This is a genomic window from Pseudomonas fluorescens HK44 (genome assembly GCF_000217955.3).
GTDB classification, from domain to species: domain Bacteria; phylum Pseudomonadota; class Gammaproteobacteria; order Pseudomonadales; family Pseudomonadaceae; genus Aquipseudomonas; species Aquipseudomonas fluorescens_AQ.
Genome location: NZ_AFOY02000004.1, coordinates 460,035 through 480,547, shown reverse-complemented (window position 1 = coordinate 480,547; position 20,513 = coordinate 460,035). Strand labels below are relative to the sequence as shown.

General features: G+C 55.8%; 21 protein-coding genes and 1 pseudogene. 1 reads left to right on the top strand and 21 read right to left on the bottom strand.

Annotated features, from left to right (window positions below; all coding sequences use genetic code 11):
* Genes sctF through HK44_RS04170 form a run of 4 tightly spaced genes read right to left on the bottom strand, consistent with a single transcriptional unit; the run spans position 1 to position 3,579 of the window.
* A complete protein-coding gene (gene sctF / locus HK44_RS04185) occupies positions 1-261 on the bottom strand; it encodes a type III secretion system needle filament subunit SctF (RefSeq protein ID WP_019689514.1) in 261 nt (86 codons plus the stop codon).
* Between the two features lie 9 nt (positions 262-270).
* Entirely contained in the window at positions 271-1,443 is a 1,173-nt protein-coding gene (locus HK44_RS04180) for a PrgH/EprH family type III secretion apparatus protein (protein ID WP_024264739.1), read from the bottom strand.
* 43 nt (positions 1,444-1,486) lie between these two features.
* Positions 1,487-2,017, bottom strand: coding sequence for a transglycosylase SLT domain-containing protein (locus HK44_RS04175; protein WP_019689512.1), 531 nt, complete (start codon positions 2,015-2,017; stop codon positions 1,487-1,489).
* The gene (locus HK44_RS04170) at positions 2,014-3,579 is read right to left on the bottom strand and encodes a winged helix-turn-helix domain-containing protein (protein WP_242031537.1); all 1,566 of its coding nucleotides are present in this window, start codon (positions 3,577-3,579) and stop codon (positions 2,014-2,016) included. The genes HK44_RS04175 and HK44_RS04170 overlap by 4 nt, the downstream gene beginning before the upstream one ends.
* Positions 3,580-3,935: 356 nt before the next feature.
* On the opposite strand from HK44_RS04170, the pseudogene HK44_RS04165 reads away from it, so the two are divergent.
* Positions 3,936-4,735 (top strand): annotated as a pseudogene (locus HK44_RS04165) (IS5 family transposase).
* A gap of 70 nt (positions 4,736-4,805) precedes the next feature.
* Here the strand turns inward: HK44_RS04165 and HK44_RS04160 are convergent.
* The 17 genes from HK44_RS04160 to HK44_RS04080 form a co-directional block, all read right to left on the bottom strand.
* On the bottom strand, positions 4,806-6,332 hold the full coding sequence (locus tag HK44_RS04160; RefSeq protein WP_019689508.1) for a hypothetical protein: 1,527 nt from the start codon (positions 6,330-6,332) through the stop codon (positions 4,806-4,808).
* A 361-nt stretch (positions 6,333-6,693) separates the two neighbouring features.
* Positions 6,694-7,914: a hypothetical protein gene (locus HK44_RS04155; RefSeq protein ID WP_242031536.1), complete on the bottom strand. Its 1,221-nt coding sequence runs from the start codon at positions 7,912-7,914 to the stop codon at positions 6,694-6,696.
* A gap of 613 nt (positions 7,915-8,527) precedes the next feature.
* A complete protein-coding gene (locus tag HK44_RS04150) occupies positions 8,528-8,785 on the bottom strand; it encodes an acyl carrier protein (RefSeq protein WP_019689504.1) in 258 nt (85 codons plus the stop codon).
* 102 nt (positions 8,786-8,887) lie between these two features.
* Positions 8,888-9,088, bottom strand: a complete 201-nt coding sequence (locus HK44_RS04145) for a hypothetical protein (protein WP_019689503.1) — start codon at positions 9,086-9,088, stop codon at positions 8,888-8,890.
* A 135-nt stretch (positions 9,089-9,223) separates the two neighbouring features.
* Entirely contained in the window at positions 9,224-10,309 is a 1,086-nt protein-coding gene (locus tag HK44_RS04140) for an IpaD/SipD/SspD family type III secretion system needle tip protein (RefSeq protein WP_019689502.1), read from the bottom strand.
* A 12-nt stretch (positions 10,310-10,321) separates the two neighbouring features.
* On the bottom strand, positions 10,322-11,392 hold the full coding sequence (locus HK44_RS04135; RefSeq protein ID WP_019689501.1) for a hypothetical protein: 1,071 nt from the start codon (positions 11,390-11,392) through the stop codon (positions 10,322-10,324).
* A gap of 24 nt (positions 11,393-11,416) precedes the next feature.
* On the bottom strand, positions 11,417-13,186 hold the full coding sequence (gene sctE, locus HK44_RS04130; protein WP_019689500.1) for a type III secretion system translocon subunit SctE: 1,770 nt from the start codon (positions 13,184-13,186) through the stop codon (positions 11,417-11,419).
* A complete protein-coding gene (sicA, locus tag HK44_RS04125) occupies positions 13,183-13,671 on the bottom strand; it encodes a type III secretion system translocator chaperone SicA (RefSeq protein ID WP_019689499.1) in 489 nt (162 codons plus the stop codon). The genes sctE and sicA overlap by 4 nt, the downstream gene beginning before the upstream one ends.
* A gap of 120 nt (positions 13,672-13,791) precedes the next feature.
* Positions 13,792-14,826 (bottom strand): EscU/YscU/HrcU family type III secretion system export apparatus switch protein, encoded by a 1,035-nt coding sequence (locus HK44_RS04120; protein ID WP_019689498.1) that lies wholly within the window; start codon positions 14,824-14,826, stop codon positions 13,792-13,794.
* On the bottom strand, positions 14,801-15,598 hold the full coding sequence (gene sctT / locus HK44_RS04115; RefSeq protein WP_019689497.1) for a type III secretion system export apparatus subunit SctT: 798 nt from the start codon (positions 15,596-15,598) through the stop codon (positions 14,801-14,803). Before sctT ends, HK44_RS04120 begins: the two co-directional genes overlap by 26 nt.
* Before the next feature lie 4 nt (positions 15,599-15,602).
* Complete coding sequence (locus tag HK44_RS04110; RefSeq protein ID WP_019689496.1) at positions 15,603-15,857, bottom strand: EscS/YscS/HrcS family type III secretion system export apparatus protein; 255 nt, start codon at positions 15,855-15,857, stop codon at positions 15,603-15,605.
* 9 nt (positions 15,858-15,866) lie between these two features.
* Positions 15,867-16,526 (bottom strand): EscR/YscR/HrcR family type III secretion system export apparatus protein, encoded by a 660-nt coding sequence (locus HK44_RS04105; RefSeq protein ID WP_024264737.1) that lies wholly within the window; start codon positions 16,524-16,526, stop codon positions 15,867-15,869.
* The gene (locus HK44_RS04100; RefSeq protein ID WP_019689494.1) at positions 16,519-17,442 is read right to left on the bottom strand and encodes a FliM/FliN family flagellar motor switch protein; all 924 of its coding nucleotides are present in this window, start codon (positions 17,440-17,442) and stop codon (positions 16,519-16,521) included. The genes HK44_RS04105 and HK44_RS04100 overlap by 8 nt, the downstream gene beginning before the upstream one ends.
* Positions 17,439-18,386 carry a hypothetical protein gene (locus HK44_RS04095; protein WP_019689493.1) on the bottom strand — a complete coding sequence of 316 codons (948 nt, stop codon included), beginning with the start codon at positions 18,384-18,386 and terminating at the stop codon, positions 17,439-17,441. The genes HK44_RS04100 and HK44_RS04095 overlap by 4 nt, the downstream gene beginning before the upstream one ends.
* A complete protein-coding gene (locus HK44_RS04090; RefSeq protein ID WP_020723506.1) occupies positions 18,383-18,838 on the bottom strand; it encodes a hypothetical protein in 456 nt (151 codons plus the stop codon). Before HK44_RS04090 ends, HK44_RS04095 begins: the two co-directional genes overlap by 4 nt.
* Entirely contained in the window at positions 18,822-20,108 is a 1,287-nt protein-coding gene (gene sctN / locus HK44_RS04085; RefSeq protein WP_019689491.1) for a type III secretion system ATPase SctN, read from the bottom strand. The genes HK44_RS04090 and sctN overlap by 17 nt, the downstream gene beginning before the upstream one ends.
* Entirely contained in the window at positions 20,105-20,512 is a 408-nt protein-coding gene (locus HK44_RS04080) for a hypothetical protein (RefSeq protein ID WP_019689490.1), read from the bottom strand. Before HK44_RS04080 ends, sctN begins: the two co-directional genes overlap by 4 nt.
* Position 20,513 lies beyond the last annotated feature (1 nt).

Sequence of the window (20,513 nt, the reverse complement as noted above, 5' to 3'; positions counted from 1 at the left end):
TCAGCGAGCGGCCTGGATGATCGCCATGTCGATATCCTTGAAACCCTTGATCGTGTTGGTCTGGGCGTTGCGGAATACCGTGTAGGACGAGAATGCGGTCTGGTAAGCGGCTAACTTTCCCGGATCCGATGCATCGCCCTTGAGATCCTCAAGGGCCTTATCCAAGGCTATCTTGAGGTTTACAGCCCCGAGCTCAAACGCTGCAGCTTGCTGACCGAGGAAGTCGTCGGGGAAAGTAATCGGGATACCAATACCAGACATGAGTCACCTTTATAGTTGTGTTGGAAAATGCCAAGACGACGAGGTCATCTTGATGTAGCCCAGCGGGCCGGTTTGAAATGACTTGCCCTTGAGCGAGTCGTCCTTGAGGTCGATAGCGAAGTGCACGTAACGATCACCCCATTGCCGGTAAAACCCGTCGATGTAGTGACGCGCCGCGGCCAATTCGGAATCGCGCAAGTTGCCTTCAACGGCAAACGTGACACTGTGGTCGTGGTCGACCCGGCTGAATCCCAGCGCAAGACGTTGCAAGCCCTCCTGCGCCAGAGTGGCCAGAAGCGTGTCGTTCTGCACCTGCACCGTCACATCCCGGGCATAGGGCGTCGCCTCGAGCAAGGCATTGACCAGCCTCGTTTGCATCGACGGCGTAAGCACATTGCGCTGAGCGCTGATCAGCAGCCGTGGCACCGAAGGGTCCTTGAGATCCAGTGAATGCCAGGCCAGTTGCGGGTCATGGTCGACCAATAATTGCTCGAGCCGACGACGTTCCTGATCCTTCACCAGGACCTTGCCGGTCAACAGGTTGTTGCGCATCAGCACCTGTCGGCTCCAGCCGGCATCCCGTTCGGAAGACACCAACACGTAAATGCTCTGGTCTCGACCATTCACCACCTCGACCTCGGCGCTGACGCCGGTGATCAAGGCACGCACATCGGTTTCGGGAGTCGGCTCGGGCAGCGACCAGACGCCGACCGAGGCCACCAACACACTCAACGCCAATCCACCGCCGAACCATTTGGCGGGGGTGTTTCGTGTCCATGGACGACGGGTTGCCACCAGTGAGGGTGGGCGCTGCATACCCAGGCTTTCCGGTGCCCAATCCTGGTCATGCGAACGCAAGACAATCTGCAAATCGCCAATGTGTTCGCGACGTTGAAACAGGCAATGGCGAGTCTCTGTCGGCTCGTCGAGCAGTCGCACGGTCACGCCACCCGGCACCGCCTCTTCCAGCAGCACTTCGAAATTGCATCCGCCGTGGTCCAGCGGAACGAAGATCGCATCCGGTGGCACACTGACCGGGCAAGTCGATTTCCCCAGCACATCTACGGGCGCCACAATGAACAACGTTCGGGGCTCATTGAGAGGGAACTCGCAACCTTGCAGCGGGCCATTGAGGATCCGCAGGACGCAGGGTTGTAGAGGTGGGGCCGACAGGTCTGTCACCGATCACGCTCCAGGCAGTGAATGAGCGCCCATGGTAGAAACTTCACCCTGGAGGTTCCTGATTGAATTCTGCAGATCTGGAGCGAAGACGATCAGAATCAGCTCTTCGGCCTTGCAAGGACGCCGGCGCGACGCCACTGCCAGTCAATGCCTGGTAACGCTTCCAGACCTTGTGTGCATAGCGAAGACGGGCCGTTTGCCGATCAGGCGCATTCCCGGCGTTGTAGGCACCTACCGCTGTCCAGTTGTAGCCATACAGCGAAACAAAACCGGCCAGCACTGAAGCGCCGACTTCAACCGACAGACAAGGCTCATCCAATAGCCGCTGCTCGGTAATGCCCTGGGCACGCAAACGAGGCAGATGAAAGCTGTTGATCTGCATCAACCCGATATCGCGAGAGCCATCGGTGTTGTAGTTCATCGCGTCCGCCCGCAGCGCCGACTCCACCTCGGCGATGGCCTGAAGCAGTTCGGGTTCCAGCGCGTGCAGCTGCCCGGCCCGCACCCAACAAAAGGCTTGCGCCTGACCTGCTCCAAGACACGCAAACAGCAATAGCCACGAAACCTTGGTCATGCCAAACGCCGCCCCTTGTCGAACGGCGGCACGCTGAGCCCCCGCACATCCCGCATCGGTGTATGACGCTGCAACGATCGCCACAGAGGAGAAACCATGGGGCCGTCCGGCCCCCCAAACCAACGCGGCGACGGTACATCAGCCATGGATGGAGGACGCGCTGAACGTAGCCAATTTGTATACTGATTGCGGGCGATCAGCGGATTGACACCGAACAGCACATTCCAGGCCGCCAGACCTTGTTCACCGATCGCGCTTTCACTCACGCCGGCTTGCTCGAGTTCATGCCAGGCTGCCGCGTGCTGGCCGAAGTAGGCCAGCACCACGGCATGCAAAATCAGCAGCAACGGATGCCCCGACGCACCTTGCTGCAACGTTTGACGCGCCATCAGCGCGGCGTCCTGGGGGTTACCGGTCAGAGCGATGCGTACCCGCAGGATTTGCGCCCGCACACAACCCGGCTCATGACGTAAACACTTCTCGATGCTTTGAGCCGCTTGCTCGTTACGTCGCCAATACCAGTGATGCCAGGCATGAAAGTAATGCACATCGGCCTGATCGGACGCTAACAGGCAGCGTCGAAAAATCACCTGAGCCGCTTCCTCGCAACCACGCAGACCGGTGAGCAAGGCCAGGCGCGTCAACGCCGGAATACTGCAAGGGTCCAGCAATAGTGCTTTGGAGATGGCGGCATCCGCCTCATCAATAGCGCGCCCCTGCTCACAGAGCCCGAGCATCGCCTGCCCCAGCCAGGCATCAGCCAAACCGCACCAGGGAGGTGAATAGCCGCTTGCCAATTGCAGGCACTGTCCAAATTGCACCAGCGCGTCACGCAGACTTTGCGGGGTATGCCATTGCACGCTGCACACGCCATTCAGGTAGGCCACCGCAGCCGGGTAGGACGAACAGGAATTTCCAGTGGAACGAACCCCTGGAAGACGCTGCGCGATCAGGCACGCCAGCTCGGCGAGCGACTGCTCCAAATCACTGCCATCCAGCATTTGCCCATGAATCAGCGTGTGATCGCTGCCACGAATCAGCTCGATCGACCATTGCAACTGCTCGCCTTGATGAAGAAAGCGCCCGCTCACGTAGTAATCCGGCGCCAACTTTTCCACCAGACGCCGGGCATCAACGGGAAGGTCGAAGGCCGCCATTAACCCGCTGGGAACAAAACGCACAGCCGCACCGAACGCCGTCGTCAACCGGCGGATCATCGAGTCCTGTAGGTCCAGAGCCTCGGATTCACTCGTCCCGCGAAAAGGCAGAACGGCCAGCGACGGCACTGCGACGGGCTCCTCGCAAGGAGCATCGAGCGCAACCGCCGGACAGGTAAATCGATAACCCTGACCGTACACCGTGGCAATGAAGCCCTTGTTGTCCTTGAGCAGCTTGCGCAGTGCGTAAATACAACGAGTCAACGATTCCTCGGCGGCGTCGGTATCGGGCCAAACCGTGTCCAGCAGCTGGTCTTTGCTGATCACTGAGCCCGCCGAAGCGAGCAGCAGCCGCAGCACGTGCAACTCTTTGGGTGGAACGTGTATTCCTTTACCGTCTCGCATCAGCGTTCCATCGCTTTGCAGTAGCCATTGGTCAAAAACGAACGACCCGATTGGCGATTGATCAGTTGCACTGTCCATACTCGAAAACATCTCTATAGAAAGGTACTGAAACGCGATCAAGCCGTTTTTGAGACGGCTTGAAGATGACAAGCGTCGGGACTATAGAAAGTTGAGCGGGACTATTCCGTAGGGCATCAACATCCATATAACAATGATATTTCGCCACATCGCGTAGGATTTTTTACCTATCATCCCCCTACACCCTAAAAAAGGCCTCACGCTAACTAGGTTCTGTACGAAATCCCTTGAAATGCTTAGATGTGTAAAATCGTCGCCATCAACGGCAGGAGCCCCTGATGGCAAAGCGACACGAACTCAGCGACTCATCCTGGGAAATGATCAAGGACCGAATCGCCCAGGATCAGAAAACTGGATGTCCACGAAACGACGACCGACTGATGCTCAACGGCATCCTATGGGTGCTGTGTTCAGGCGCCGCCTGGCGCGATATGCCTGAACGATTCGGCCCCTGGTCAACTGTTTATCAGCGCTTTCGCGACCGGCGAAATCGAGGCACGTTTGACCAGATGCTCAAACGCTTGCATGTCAGGCTTAACAAGCAAGGGTTGATTGATCTGGACACCTGGATGATTGACTCCACAGCGGTACGCGCAACCCGAGCATCTTCTGGCGCCGGGAAAAAAGGGGGCCTGAAGAACCGCTAGATCATGCTCTGGGTCGCAGTCGCGGAGGGCAAGCCAGCGATATTTCGCATGCCAAAACCTTGCTTGATCAGGTCAAAACACCCGGCCAGCGGGGTCGCCCTCGCAATCGCTGCCGTTGGTTGCTGGCAGATAAGGGCTACGACGCCGAACACCTTCGGCACTATTGCAACCGCTATCGGATGCAACCGGTGATTCCTTTACCAACCATGAAGCGTAAGCCAAAACCTGGATTGCCCAGGTTGTTTGATCAGCCCAAGTACTAACAGCGCAACATCATCGAGCGAATGTTCGGTTGGCTGAAAGAGAATCGACGGATCGGTATACGCTACGACAAACTGGCGAAAAGCTTTGGCGCAATGGTCTCGCTGGCCTGCACCGCACGGTGTTCGCGACATTACTTCTCGTACAGAACCGTACAGGATGTAAACTAAGCCGGGCCCAAGTTTGGTTCACAAACCATGAGTAAGCTGTACCGGCTCCGATAGCGGTGGAGTTAAAGGATCAGCCACGCCAATCCACTATCTGCTGCGCGGATGCGTGGAACTCGACATCAGACGCGAGCGATTCCAGATCGGGGTGCTGCTGCCGTAACGTCTCCAGAACCTGCCCATGGCTCTGACGGAACTGCGCAAACTGCTCAGAACCCTGCGGACTGTAACGCTCAGCAGTCTTTTCCATCCGTTGATACAGGTCAAACTGATTCACCACAGCGAGATTGGTGGGGACATAGGGGCGGTTGTTAGCAGCAGCCTCAGCGATAGGGAAAGTTTCCGCAAAAGTGTGGTAGCCACCAAAGTTCATGAAGGCAGCAATACCCAAGCCAGCAGGCAGCGCCAGTTCCGCATTGCCGTAAATTCGCTCTTGGTTCAATGTATTGAGCGCCAACAGGATGTCGCAGGTGCCGCCTGATTGTGCACCCGCAGATGGTAGGCCTTGCAGATTACTCTCCATCGCAAACGTGCCAAAGGGCTGCCAGCGATTGATGCCGGTGCCATGTAGCATCGCATACTGGTTCAGCATTTCGGCTATACCTAGATTGCTATAGGCCTCAGGCACATTTTGCATATCCATCTCCGACATTGTGAATGGTCGGGTCAAGTCGGCAATCGGCGCCCCCTCTCGGGCAATTGCATTAATATTCTGATTGCAGTCACCTAGCGCTGCACGCAAGGCAGTCTGTTCGGCGCTATCAAGATCAGCAGTATTTTGCACTACCTGGCCAAAACCTAATCCAAATTTGGCCGCGTCCTCATATACCCCTTTAATCGGTCGTAGCGCTCCGTCTACTTCCAGCATCGGCATCCGTTCGCTGCGGGCACGACTGAGTGGGTTGTCAAATGCGGGTGTACGGGTCTTGCTTGAAAACTCTTTAAACCGATCAGCGAAGTCGTCCGCCTGAGCATCAAAACCTGCCTCGCGCAGCAAGGCCACACAGGCCGCAGTATTGGCTCCCTTATGCTGTGCATAGAGCTCAGGCTGCTTGTGATCTTCTACTGGGTTCATCAACTGCCAGACCGTAGTGCCGAAAGCACTCAGAGTACGGACTTTAGTCAAAAGCTCGGCATGGCTCTGCTTGCCGGAGCCATCGAGCCGGCCCTGTAGTGGCGTGTTCAAGGTATCTAGCAGCCATGGCTGAAGCGCTTGATCGGGGCTCATCTGCCGACCAATCTGATCGGACTGTGCCGACAAGGGCTTAATAGATGACTGCAATACATCGCGCAAATGCTGCTCCCGCCCCTGGAAATAGACGGGGGCTCCTCCAGCCTGGCTCTGCTCACTCAAGCCATACCGCAACAGGGTGGCTAGTCCCAGGGCATGCTGGTCAAACACATCGCCTACCTTACCCGGCTGATTCAGCAAGGACATGCTGGCACCAGCCTCAAAAAACTTGCTGTTACTAATCGCCTGCTTTTGCGCATCGGATAAGGCCACACCTTGCGGACTGCTCTTGGCCACATTTTCCGGTTTGCCCTGCGAATCCATGCCATAGATGGCATTCAAAGATGCGCCTGATCTGGAAATGAACATAAAATTTCTTCTCGTAGGAGGCATTTCACATATTGCTTCGGAGGATACAAACCGCGCATTCAAAAAAAGCTCATCGTTTTCGTGAAACACCGCTCTGCCACTACGCCACCTGCCAGTTTGCCATTGGGGGCAACTTGGCTGTGATGACGGCGCTTTACCCATTTCGGTGTTTCAAGGGTTTTCGTACAGAGCCTAATGGCAACCACTCAAACCAAATTTGTTGATGGCCAAGTTTCTTATACAAAGAGAAGCCAACTAGAATTTACGCCACGCCAAAAACAATTAAAAACCCCTGGGATAATTCACACAAGAGAAACATGCCAGAACCATACAGCTCTGACATGCAACCATCACTATTCCATTAGCCGCTCACTCCTTCATTAGCATAGGCAAACGCGGCACGCCCAATACGGGTCGTCTTCAAATCGTCGTAAGAATCTTTACTCCGATACTCCAACATCTCCTCTCCATTATAAATACCCACTGAAGCAAGCATTACCTCGTGATAAGAGTGATGATCTTTTGGCGCCATCAGATTAGCCAGCATCACCAACCTCGCCTCTTCCAACGACGGGAGATCCTCACCTTTATAATTGGACAATTGAAGCATCTCACTGCACATTGCGTAATGATTCAGGTATCTCAAAGTATGCCCACTAGGCCCGGAGGTGACAGGCTTACCATTTACAACGGCTTCAAAAACCCACTTATTAACATTTGGATCTTCTTTATCTGAAACCCTGACAACGTTGGATCTGGCACCTACAGTATGCTGACGAAACTCACCACCCAACGGATTGCTTTCTCTGGAGTTATTCTCGTCAGCGATAAACCTCGAAGTACTCCAATTAATTTTCATGGCTTCCTTCAATAGCTTTTTTCTGTCTGACTCACTGGCAATCTGAATAATATCAATAACTCCATTATTCAAATTAACCGGAGAAACACCCAACTTATCGTACAAATAATCTTCTATATCGGATTCTTTCTCCAGTAATTCGCTCCATCGCTCAACGATCAAACCACGCATTTGCTCGGTAAACTGAATGGGGTTGCCAACCTCAAAAATCTCCATATCGAAAGAATGATTATTCCAGGGATAGATAACGTTATCAGGAGAGCGCACATAATTAAACATACACTTCCTTCGCTCCATTTCGCTCATCTCATACTCTTTACCTTCCGCTTTTATCAGAGTGGCGAGAACATGAGCATCCAGGCAGTCTACGTCAGCAATCAGTTCTTTTGCGCCGCCAATGTATGCACTTTCACTCAATATTTTTTCCTGTTGTTCCTGGGAGAAATCAGCAAATCGCATAGGACTGCCGGTTGCCTCCCTTATCGATTTCGCGATCAACTCCAACTCTTTACTACAACTCAAACCTTCCCCCAGCTTCAGCTCAAATTGTTTATTTTTGCATGCAATCTCTTTATAGGGACTCTGATCAAATACGTTCAGCTTCTTTTCTTGCTCCGAAGCCTTAATTTCGGCAAAGCCTTTTGAAGGCAACAATGTAGAGTTCGAACGCGCCCTTAGCATGACAGCATCATTCAATGCTAAAAACTCTTGATGACCTTTCAAAAACTGAACAATTTTACTCGCTTTTGTGTAATCGGATACGTTCGCTGCAGCACCCCCACAAAAATATTTACTTCGACGCTCGAAGCCAGAGAATTCAAGCTACTTACCCGAGAAACTGTACCATTTGGAAATTCCAGCAAACCACGCCCCTTATATTAATTCATCACTAGCTCTATCAACTCATTGAGCTTATTGTAACCACTTAAGAACTCAACTACTGACGCATCCAAAAACTCAGCATCAACAACATCTCCCGCTTTCACGTTAAAAAAAACCAGGCCGTGATCTTCCGAAACCACAACACGACCTTTCGAATTAACCTCTACAAATCCCAGTGATTCATTTAGCTCAAAAAGCTCATGACTGGTTAGCAAGCAGGGTTTAGCCGAGCAAAAAAACATTATTATTTTTTGCGCGCAGGGTTCAATCTGAAAATAAAAAAATCATCATTTAACAACCGAAACCCAACATTACTAAAACCATCAAAAAAACCATTCTCTATATCATTATCTCTAATGAACTTTTCAACGAAACGACTTACCTGAAACTCCACAGCCAACCTCATAAAACGTTACCACCTGCAAGCATTCTTAGCACAGCAACGCAAAATCATTCAACGCAAGTTAGTTTTACTGCAAACCACCAAACTGCAAATATCATTTACGACCCTCCACTTTGCAACCTCCGCCTGAGGCAACTCCACATCGAACACATCATTAAGAATCATGACAACCTCCACAATATTTATGGAATCGACGTACAAATCCTCCACCAGTCGTGAACTGGCTTCGATTGCCCGACGCCCCACCGGAAAATAGTCCGACAGCACTTTGATCACCTGACGCTCAATTTCAAGCTCATCACCTTGCATACTCAGCCCTCTTTATCCAACGCACAGAAAAACAGGCGCAACTCCAAAACAAACTCAAGTTGCGCCTCGTTTTAAGCAGTAAAGAAACCGTCTTTTACCCTGTTAGTCCACAGCATTCGCCATTGCATAGGTGGCGCTAAGCTGCTGCTCTTCAGTTTCAAAGTTCACATAGTTTTGCGGAAAGTTAAAATGCGACTCCACGGCACTCCAGAAATCTTTATGCTGCGGTTCGTTCTGACCCCAGATGGTCTCTGCCAACGAAAAAGCATCGACGCGCCTCAACTCCGGTTGCCCCTGCGCCATACGTATCGAATTATTGACATGACCGCGTAACGCATTGGGGCCGGTGAGGTCAATGATACTTCTATTAGGTCGACTAAAATAACGACCGCCGCTAAATTTTCGAGATCAAATACAGAAAACCTCACTCATGCCGCATCAAAAATTCAACATAGCCTTAAGCATGTCCGCATACTGATTAAGATGAGAAGATAACGTCTTGTTAAAGTTATCGTGATACGAGTTGGCGTTCGAGTATTTCTGCGTGAAGGATTGCAACATGTTCTTCAAACGTTCTTCCTGCGCATTGAAACCGGTTTGCCAGGCCTGAAACTTCGAGGTGTCCCAGGTAATCCAGTAAACGTTTGATGGTAAGCTGTCCATCATGATTTTCAGCGGCCCGAGGTCCATGACCACGCTAAAAGTGCCATTACCGTTGTCTTTCAAGCAACTTTCAGGCAGGCCTAATGCCACGCGCCACTTTTCCGCCGCTTCCTTGCTTGCGCCCTCCATTCCAGGGGCGGGAAACAATACCCCTGCAGGCGCTTTTGAGTATTTTTCGATCAGAGCCTGTAACGCGAGTCTGATCATGCCGGCATTCAACTTGACCTCTTTCCCGTCATTCGCACCTTCAATCCATTCCTTCATCTTTGCCGTGATTTCTTTATTGAAATCGGCGAAGAAGTCCGAATAGGCCGCGATGATGTGTTCGTAGCCCGCCAGGTAACCGTTCTTGATCAGGTCAATCAGTTCGAGCAGTTTGTCGAAGAAGTCATTGGAGGATTTGACGATAACGTAGAACTCATCGGCAATTTCTGCTGGAGAGGCTTGATTGCTTTTCAGATCCCCCAGGATAAAGTCCTGCTTAGCCTCGAGTTTCTGAAGATCCCCCGGCAACAGCGTTTTTTGGCAATGCCTCATCACCGCTACACACTGCCGCGCTTGGTGAGCCCACATCTCAGATCGGATACGCTTGGCTACCATCTGTTCGACAAATTCCGCAACAAGGGACTCTACCGAGTTACCGGCTAACGGTTCACCAACTACTTTCGTGTTATTTGGCTGGCACCTGAGCATATTCTCCACATTACGACTCAGCGCTTTCGTCGAACGTTCGAGCAATTGCACCAGAGCGAAATCTGCCGGAACCTCGGGAAGCGTTTCTACAGGCAATGGTGCGTCCATCATCACTTTGAGATCTGCGCCCGGCATGGCAACAGGCCGCGTAAAACTCAATATTTCCATTTCACTCTCCTATCAGCCGCGCGTCAGCGCGCCAATGACTTCAATACGCGATTGAAAAAGCTGCATCACGATGTCCATGAGCTTCTGCAGCAACGCCGCGTCCGCCGAATCCTTCTGTCCGACTTCATCGCTCAAGCTCTTTTGGGTGTTCTGCGCACTTTGTTGCAGCACCTCTTTCTCCCGCGCAGCGTGCTCGGCGATTCTGACCATGCTGGACACGACCTGACTGAGGTTCATCGACATGGCGCTCAACGCCCGACCGATTTCGAGTTTCTTTTCAAAACCCTTGCTGCTCATCTCGCTCAGCCAACCCGACGTCTGGCCAACGTTCTGCGCCTTGAGGATTTGCGCATCGAACCATGCCTGTTCCTTGGGCGTCAGCGTAGCGCCCTGGGGTTTGAAATCCACGGACGTTGATCGGAGGGAACCTTCGACTTCGAACACCTTGATTTTGTAGGTTGTGTCCGGGTTCCAGTCGTCCCTCGCCCGATCACGTTTCAAGTCCCGTTCGATGTTGCTGGCGTCAAGTGCGTTGCGCTTATTCAGGTTGATATCGGCATGTTTCAACCCTTGCCCTTGAAGGGTCTTGACCATGGCAAAGCCCGCTATCGCCCCGGAAACCACCGCGGCGGTGATGGCGCTGTACATGGCGGCCTTGCCTGACTCCATGATGGCAGCGCCCTGGGACTTGGCAGCGTCGGCGGCCATGACGCTGAAATGCCCGCGCAGGATGGCGTTGGAAACCCGTGCGACATTCAACGCAATGATGGCGGCCACCAAGACGTTGGCATGTTTTTCCCAGGCGCCCGGATCGAACACCAGATCGTTACGCACTTCATCGCTGAGCATTGTCATGGCGGCCACGAAGTCCAGCCAGTCGGACTCGGTAGGCTGATACGCGTCGATCTCGCTTTCGAGTTCCGTAGCCGAAGGGGCTGTGATTTGAGTTTTTTCGAGAGTCTGCTGCTTGCCGATCATGTCGCCCAATGCAGAAGCATTGGGTGAATGGAACAGCTTTTCGGGCACGGCAGTCGCTTGCGCAGGGATCAACGGCCGAACAGCCAATACATTAATTGTGGCCATGAGAAATACCTTTCAGGAGTGAATTCAAACGTGCCGGACCATTTGCAGGCTGACCGAGTGGCTGCGTTGCATGTCGGCAAAGACCTGTTCGATCTGCCGGGTTCTGTCTTGCATCGCTTTGCCGTAATCCTCGACCAGTCGGGTGAGGTAGCCGGTGATTTCTTCGCTGATTGCCATGCGTACGCGCACGTCCGCCAGGTGTTCGGCAGCCTTTGCCTGATGAGCGCCGCTGGCGATCTGCAACCCGCCCTGCGTCGCGACATTGCCGAATTCGGTGACGGCCTGAGCGATTTCGAGATTGGCTGCGTAGCGAGCCAGCGATACCGGATCGGCACCATGGGTGATGAAACTGCGTAACTGCGCCAGCATTTGGGTGAGCGTGTGACTCACCGATGACGCCACTTGCTTGATTGCCTGCATGGCGGCGGGTGCGGCTTGAGCAACCATCGAAGCCAGCTTCGAAGCGACTGCGCTGACCATCGGCCCGATCACTTGAGCACCGACGATGACCGTCAGTGCAATCGCTGCCAGGGTGGCGGCGATCCCCTGGATCATGCCGGCGATCTGCGCGATGTCCTTCGCCGTTTCCGGATCGACGCCAAACGCGATCAGCAGCTTGGTGTAGAGTTCGGTAAACAACTTGATGGCTTCCTGCATCACCATCATCAGCGGTTTCATGGCCTCCGACATGAACGACACCCCCGTGACCTCCTTGACCACTTCGTCCGCGATCATCACCGCCGCGCCAATAACGCCCACCGCAATAAGCACCGGGTTAGCGGTCAGAACGCCTGCGGCAATGGTGGCGATACTCAACAGGGCGCCAACGATCTTGCCGATGCAACCCATGGTATTTTGCAACGCCTCGGCTTTTCGCACCTCTTCCAGATACTTGTCCGATTCAAGCTGCATCTTTTCCTGAAGCTTGGCCTGCAGCTCCAGAAACAGCTCCTGATTGAGCTCTTCCTTGTTTTGCGCCGACTCTCCCAGCAACTCGATGATCTTCAACCGGTGCAGCAGAGCCTGCGCGCTGCTGCTCAAGGCCTTTTCGTTCGACTCTTTGACCTGAGGCCCGCCGAGCCCTGCCGCCTGCACGTTCGCGGCGACGACGGCCAGGGTTTTAGCGGCGGCGTTAGCGACCTCGATCAATTTCAGATGAGCATCGGTGGCTTTTTCAAAGGCCTGGGTCTGGCCCGCCAGCTCGCCTTTGAGCCGATCTCGGATCGCCAGCTCGCTCGCATACTCCGGCGACTCAGGATCAAGTCCGGCCAGACGGGCTTCGCTTTCATCCAGCAGCCCCTGAAAATGCTGGACTCGCTCGCGCAATTTCTCGAGCTGTTCCTGACTGCCACCAACAGCGCCCTCGGCAGCCTCCAGTGCTTCAACGGCTGCGGTGTATTCAGCGGCCAGTTTTTCAAGACCTTGCTGCTTGGCGCCGGCCATGTTTTGCAGCATGGTCAACCGGTTTTTCAGTTTGTTAGCGTCGACCTCGCCAATCAGTTCGCAAATCATCGCCATCAATAGCGTGAACAGATCACCGTCCGACTCTTTTTTGCCGTCGGCACGTGCCAGTGGCGCATGCAGTAGCGGCCTTCCCGTGCCTGCCGTTGACTGATTGTGTTCACCCGACTCATAACTCACCGACATCAGACCGGCCAATGCTTCCTGGCCAGCCTTCTGATAATCCGCCGTTCTTGCCGCCTGGCTCGCGGCTTTACCATAGATTTCAAAGGCTTCGGTACGACTCAGTGCTCGCTGAAAAACCGCATTTGAAACGTTTCTGATTTCACTCATTTTCCATCCTCTGAACAGTGCTTTTCCATGTGATCCAAGGTGTCGAGATAGACCTGGGCTTGCTTGCGCAACTCGTCTTGCGAAGCGCGTTCGAGCACGTATTCGAAACACAGCCTGGCCTTGCCGACTTTGCCCAGGGCGAGCTGACACTGGCCGGTGTACAACATCGGGCGGTAGTCGTTGTTGCCTTGGGCGAAGGCGATGGCGTACAGATCAATCGCCTTTTGGTGGTTCTGTTTGAGCTGGTGCACTGCCGCCAGTCCCATCCAGTAATCGCTGTTGTGAAAGTCGTAGATGCACAGGAAGTGAAAAAACTTCTCGGCGTCGTCCAGCCGCCCCTGCTCGTAGAACTGGTAAGCGAACGCGTACAGACTGTTCATCTGCTCGTCGCTAATGCCCTGAATATCCTTTAACGCCGCCCCCGCGAGCACCGCGTCCACGACGTCCAAAGCGACCTGTTCTTCTTGTTTGTTGTTGCGACTCATCAGCCACACTCCTGAAAAAACGTCAGCGCCGCTGACGAACGCATTGAGCCAAAGCGCCGGCGACCACGCTGCCAAATTGCGCTCATGCCAACGTATTGGATGGATAAGGAAAGGGGGAGATCAGGCCTGTTCGACCTGCTCGAGCCAGATCAACAGCCGCAGGACTTCTTCGATTTCCTGCACCTGGAGGAAGCTGTAGCGCTGATGGGTCTTGAAGATCCGCCGCGCCAGGGCGATATCGTTGATCACCGGCACCCCGACCTCGGCGGCATACGCCCGGACGGCAAGGGCGCGCTGGTTGGTTTCCATCAGCGAGATAAATGGCAACAGGGTGATTTCCGGGCGGAAATACACACCGATCGCGATGTGGGTCGGGTTGGCAATAATCATGCGCGAGCTGCGCACATCGGACTTGACCTGCTCCGACAGCAGTTCCATATGCAAATCGCGCCGACGGCCCTTGATCTCCGGATTGCCGTCCTGCTCCTTGTGTTCACGCTTGACCGAATGCTTGTCCATCATCTGGTCTTTGATGAACAGCCAGTATTCGCAGAGCGCGTCGAGCACCACGATCAACAGCACGCACACCAGAAATGCCAACACCAGCACCAGCAGCAAATGACCCCAGATCGCGAACAGGTCCGGTGCCTGGGCAAACAGCTGCGCAAACAGCAAATGCCGTTGCGTCAGCCAGACAATCCACAACGCCATGGCAAAACTGCCCAGATAAAGCAACGCTTTGACCGTGTCCTTGACCGTGCGCAGGCTGAACAGTTTTTTGAAACCATTGATCGGGTTCAAGGCGCCCAGGTTCAGCTTCAAGGCTTCACTGGCCAACGCAAAACCGCTTTGCAGCAACGCGGGCAACGCGCTGGTCAATACACAGACCAACAACAGCGGCAGCAGCGCCTTGAGCCCGATCACCACCAACATCGCCGAGTACTTTTGCAGGTCGGCGTCAAAGTCGCTGGCGATGATGCGCCGGTAGACTTCCATGACGTCCAGCAGCGAACTGTTGAACACCATGTAGGTGATGCCGCACAGGGTCAGGCAGGTGATCACCAGATCCTTGGCCTTGAACGTCTGCCCTTTGCGAGACGCGTCCCGCAGACGCTTGGCGGTAGGCTTCTCAGTCTTCGATGAGCTGGAAGACATGGTCGACCTCCCTGTCCAGGTAACGCTCCAGCGTCTGGGATTGGGTCCCCATGCGCAGGATTTCGTCCGGCAGATGAGCGCCGAAATACACCATCAACACCACCAGCGCCACCAGGCTCTTGACCGTCAGCGACACCGAGAAGGCATTCATTTGCGGCGCATACCGCGAAAGCAAACCGAGCAGCGCCTCGCTGATCAACAGCGTGGCCACCACCGGTGCGCTGATCACCAGGGTCTTGCTGACCAGTGCATCCAGCAGGCTCAGGATTGGTTGCAGCTGCATCTCGCAGCTGCCCGGCGCGCAGATGCGGTAACTGTGACCGACGGTTTCCAGCATCAACAACATGCCACCACCTTCGAGGTAAACCGCCGCGGCAAACAACTGCAGAAAGTTCGCCAGCTCCGAGGTATCAACGCCGTTGGCCGGGTCCACGGTGCTGCTGAGCATCGCCCCGCGCTGGTTGTCGATGAGATTGCCCATGGCGTGCAGCACCCAGAATGGCCAGCACAGCAGTAACCCGAGCAATGCGCCGATACCCGCCTCACGCATCAACAGACCGAAAAACGCCAACCCGTCGAGGCGCGGCAACGGCTCACCCAACGAGGCCCAAAAACCCAGCGCCACCACTATGATCACGGCCTGACGTGGTGCCCCTGTCAGCACCCCGCTGTTCAAAAAAGGCAACATGAAAAATATCGGTGCCAGCCGCGCAAACCCCAGGGCGGCGCCAGCGAGCAAGGCATGCAGATCGAAGAACAACGAAACCGTCATCGGCCTAACTCAAGGCCAGGCGCATGACTTCACGACTGAAATCAAGCAGGGTTTCGCCGTACCAGCCCGAGAGCAAAAACAGGCACGCCGCCACCGACATCAATTTGAAACCGAACGGCAGCGTCTGCTCCTGCAATTGGGTCACGGTCTGAACCAGACCGACCACCAGACCGACCACGGTCGCGACAATAATTGGCCAGGCCACCATCAACAGAATCAGGTACAGGGTTTTGTTGCCGGCATACACCAGATCGTTCATCGAGCGCCTCTACACCAGTAAGGTCAGGTATTGCTTGACCAGACCGGTGGACAGCAGCGCCCACCCATCCAGCGCAACAAACAACACCAGTTTGATCGGCACCGAAATGATCACCGGGCTCATCATCATCATGCCCAGCGCCAGCAGGATGCTGGAGATCACCAGGTCGACGATCACGAAGGGCAGATACAGATAAAAGCCGATCTTGAATGCACTCTTGATTTCACTCAGCGCATAGGCCGGCAACAACGAAAACAGCGAGGGTTCGAGCGTTTCATCGTCGGGCAGGCCGGGCTCGGTTTCACTCTGCGCCGCTTGTGCCCGCTCAAAGAACTGCGCCAGTTCCGGATCGGTGTACTGGCGCAGGTAGTTCTTGTAGCTGCCCAAACCGTTCTCGGCAAAATTCACCACCGATTCAACGTCGGTAAACGCCACCTGTTCCTCCTTGTAGTAGCCGTATCCCTGCTTCATCACTGGCGTCATCACGAAAATCGCCAGCATCAACGCAATCGCGTTGAGGGCCATATTCGAGGGCACCTGCTGCAACCCCAACGCGTTACGCACGATGACAAACACGATGGAGAACTTGATGTAGCAGGTGCCGGCTGCCACCAGGAACGGCAGCAGTGAGGCGAACGCCAGCAACGCAATCAGTGAAACGTCATTCATCGCCGGCATTCCGATAAACCTCAAGCAACTCGACGCCCAATCCCTCGTCCAGTTGCACCAACTCCCCGCGTGCAACGCGTTTGCCATTGGCGCGGACTTCAATGCCTTGTGCAGCCTCTGCGGCCAGCGGGATGACTTGCCCCGCGATGATGGCCGCCAGCTCGCCCAGTGCAATCTCGTGAGTCGCCAGCACGAATTCCACACGCACCGGCAAACGGCTCAAATCGGTGCTGGCGGGCGGTTCGGTTGGCGCCTGTGTGGTTGAATCGGCATCGACCTTTTCCATACATATCCCTTCTTCGGTGAAAGTAAAAAAACCGATGCCGCGACCCGCCAGCACACACTGGCGGGTCGAGTCATTGATCAACAGAACGTCGCCTCGCCCAAGCCGCGCGTGGCTTGAGCGACTCAAGTAGCTGACGCCCAGAATCAGTTCCAGGCGCTGTGGTAAATCGGCCAGCCAAGGCACCGAATGCAAGGCCTCGGTCGCCGGGCGCGCCGATGGCAAAGCCGTCAGCCACACCCTTCCCTGAGGCGTTGCGAGCCAGGGCAGTTGTTGTGCAGGAACCTGTGCAGGATCGAGCAGTTCGACGTCCGTCAGGTTTCGGTAGTGCAACGCGTCCACCGTCAGCTCAAAAGGACACGGCACCGCCCGCAATAGCTCGGCGATACGGGGTGCCGGACATTCCACCGTCAGCAAGGCTTGCAACTGGGGTAACGCGTGATGCAACCAGTCCCGAGCGTTGATCAGCCCGTGCCAGTCGCCCCGTTCGCTGCAAGCGCAAAAACTCAAATATTCGTGCTGCGGATCAGGCCTGCCCATCCCTGTGTAATGCCCGGCCAGTTGCCAGCGCTGAACCGCCTGCGAGCGGGCATGCGTCAGGCTGTTGACCCGGCGCAACGCCAGCGCGCTCATGCCGGGCGCTCCTGATGTTCTGCCTGTTCATCGTCCGGTGATTGATGCCTGCCGTCAGGCTGTTGGTGTGGCTCATCCCCGTGATCGGTGAGTCGCCAGTAAGGATCTCGAACCTGTTCAAACGGCTCCTTGAGGTGGTCGAAGACCTGGGCCGAACTCGGGCTGAGCAACAGGTTCTGTGCCGACTCGCCGGGTATCCGGGTCACTGTCACTTGTCCACTGGCAGCGCCTTTGCTGAACGGAATCTGGAGAAAATCACGGCTCGACACCGCAACCTCTTCAAGCGCTACCTCGGGGGGTGGGAGGGACGGCGATGCCTGGGGTGGCGCGGCAACGGGCAGCACAACCGCCGGGATATTGCGCATGATCGCAGCGACTGGCAGCCCTGCGCGCAGCTCAGGATCGCTCATGGGTTTTGCCGTCTCGTCGGCGGACGATGGTCCATCGCTCACAAGCGGCTGCGCGTCAGGTCCTGTTGCCTGCACCGCCGCCTCGATCACTGCGATCTCAAGCGCCACACGCGGTTGCACCGGTTGTTGCAGCGGTGTACCGGACAACGCGGCCGGGCGTTGCTGCGGTGTATCGGACAACAGAGCCGGGCGTTGCTGCGGTGTACCGGACCACAGAGCCGGGCGTTGCTGCGGTGTATCGAACAACGACGCCGGGCGTTGGTACTGCGCAGTGGATTGATCTTTCGGCTGCGACACCGGGATCTCGGCACCGTCCCCCTTTGCAGAAGCCGTGGATGGAGGCGGCGCGCTACTGCCCGTTCTCGCCATGGGGCGATGGCGCCAGATCAGGGTTGCCAGCAGATCAAGCACACCTTGCGGCAACTCATCCTCTTCAACGGGCACCAGGCTGTCGTTGAGTTCATCCGTTGAAGCATCAAGGTCCGGCTCCACGGGCTGGACCGGTAGCCGTGAAATCGCAGAAACATCATTCATCGCCGCACTCCCGTCATGTCTTCTATCTCTCTTTCTTCTCTGCGCACCCCTTTGAGCCGATGCGCACGCGATAACCGCTCGAAAGACCGCTCGTATTTGCCGTGTTTGCGCTGCAACAAGCGCAACTGTTCGCGTTGCTCGTGCAACGATTGCCGGATCTCCACGCATTGCTGCGCCAGGCGATCACGCTCCAGGCGCACGAGATGAATCTGGCGGCGGATCACTGCCTGACGTCGCAGCAACGCCAGCAGCTGCGCGCGATCCAGCACACTCGATTGCGCACGATGGCTGACCAGCAGGTCTTGCAGCGAAGCCTCGTGTTGATCGAGGCTCGACTGTTGGTCAATCAGCGGTTGCAACTGCTGCTGTGTACGCCGCACGGTTTGCTCATGACGCTGCTGGCGAAACTCACTGAAACCCAGCAGGCGACGCATCTCAGGCAATGAGTTCATTCAGGCTCCGCAATGTTTCGGCGGGGGCGGAACACTCGCCCGGTGTTTGGCGCAGCCATTGGTTCAACCCGTCCTGACGTTGCATCGCGTGGTCATTGGCCGCATTGGAGCCCGGGGTGTATTCCCCCAGGTCGAGAAAAACCTGCAACTGTTCAAGTCGCGCCATTAATTCACGGGTCTGCGAAGCCACCTGTTGCACCTGCGGATCCGTCACTTGCGCCGCCACTCGGCTGGCGCTGCGCAACACATCAATCGCCGGAAAATGACCTTTGCCGGCCAGGGCTCGACTGAGATAAATATGCCCGTCAAGAATCGAGCGAATCTCTTCGGCGATCGGGTCCGGCTCATCGTCGCTTTCCAGCAGCACGGTGTACCAGGCCGTGATGCTGCCGTGCGCCGTTACACCGGGCCGTTCCAGCAAACGTGGCAAGGCATCGAAAACCGATGCCGGATATCCGCGTCGGGCCGGTGCTTCGCCGGCTGCCAGCGCCAGATCGCGACGAGCCCGGGCGTAGCGGGTCAGCGAGTCCAGCAACAGCACCACGCGTTGCCCCTGGTCGCGGAAATACTCGGCGATGGTCGTGGCCTGCAAGGCGGAGTTGCAGCGGTCTACCGACGAAAAATCCGAGGTGGCGAACACCACCACGCAGCGCGCGCGTTTGTCCGATTGCCGCAAGTGCTCGATGAACTCGGTCACTTCACGGCCCCGTTCACCGATCAGACCGATGACGAAGACGTCCGCCTCGGTATGGTTGATCAGCATGTTGATCAACGATGTCTTGCCAGACCCGGCAGCCGCAAAAATCCCGATGCGCTGGCCGATGCCACAGGTCAACAAGCCGTCGATGGCTCGAATACCCGTCGTCAACGGCTGTGCCACCGGTCGGCGCTGATGGTACGGCGGTGGGTTGGCGTCCACCGGATAATCCTGCGCCTCGAACGCCGTGGAAGGCACCAGTCGCTCGACGATCTTGCCATCCGGGTCGACCACGCTGCCGAGCAAGGCGTGACTGCAGGCCAGGCGCAATACCGAACCCGTCGGCACGATCATCGACTCACGGGAAAGCCCGCGGGCATCCCCCAACAGACTGAGCAGCACGACCCCGGGTTTGAACCCGATCACTTGTGCCCTGGCCGTCACCTGCGGTGAACGCCAGTGCTGACGAACGTCGCATACCTCACCGATGACCACATCGACCAGCGCCGCTTCGAGCAGCGGACCACTCAGGCGCAAGGGGTGGGCGGCGCTTCGCTCCAGCCGGCCGGTCATCGGCGCAGAATGCCGAGCAGCTCTTCCATCGCCGCCACAAAGGCGTCCAGGGCTTGCGCGAAATTCTGCGCATCACTCAAGGCTTGCTCGTTGCTCATCAGGCGCAGTTCGAGGTGCCCCTCAACCTGGCACAAATGCAGTTGCCCACTGCGCGACCACGGGCTGCCCTGCAGCAAAAACTGCAGCAGATCGACGGCACAATGATTCAAATGCAAGGGCCCCAGTTCCATGACGGCGGCCCAGACCCACACCTCCCCGTCCACGCTGCCGACGTTGATGTCGGGCAGGTCCTTCATCTGCATTTCAATGGTGCTGTGACTATCGAAGTGCCCTAGCTGCTTGTCGGTGCAGCCGCTGTACAACAGCGCTTCGCGCAGCAGTCCGGCAATGTCCAGGTGTCCCATT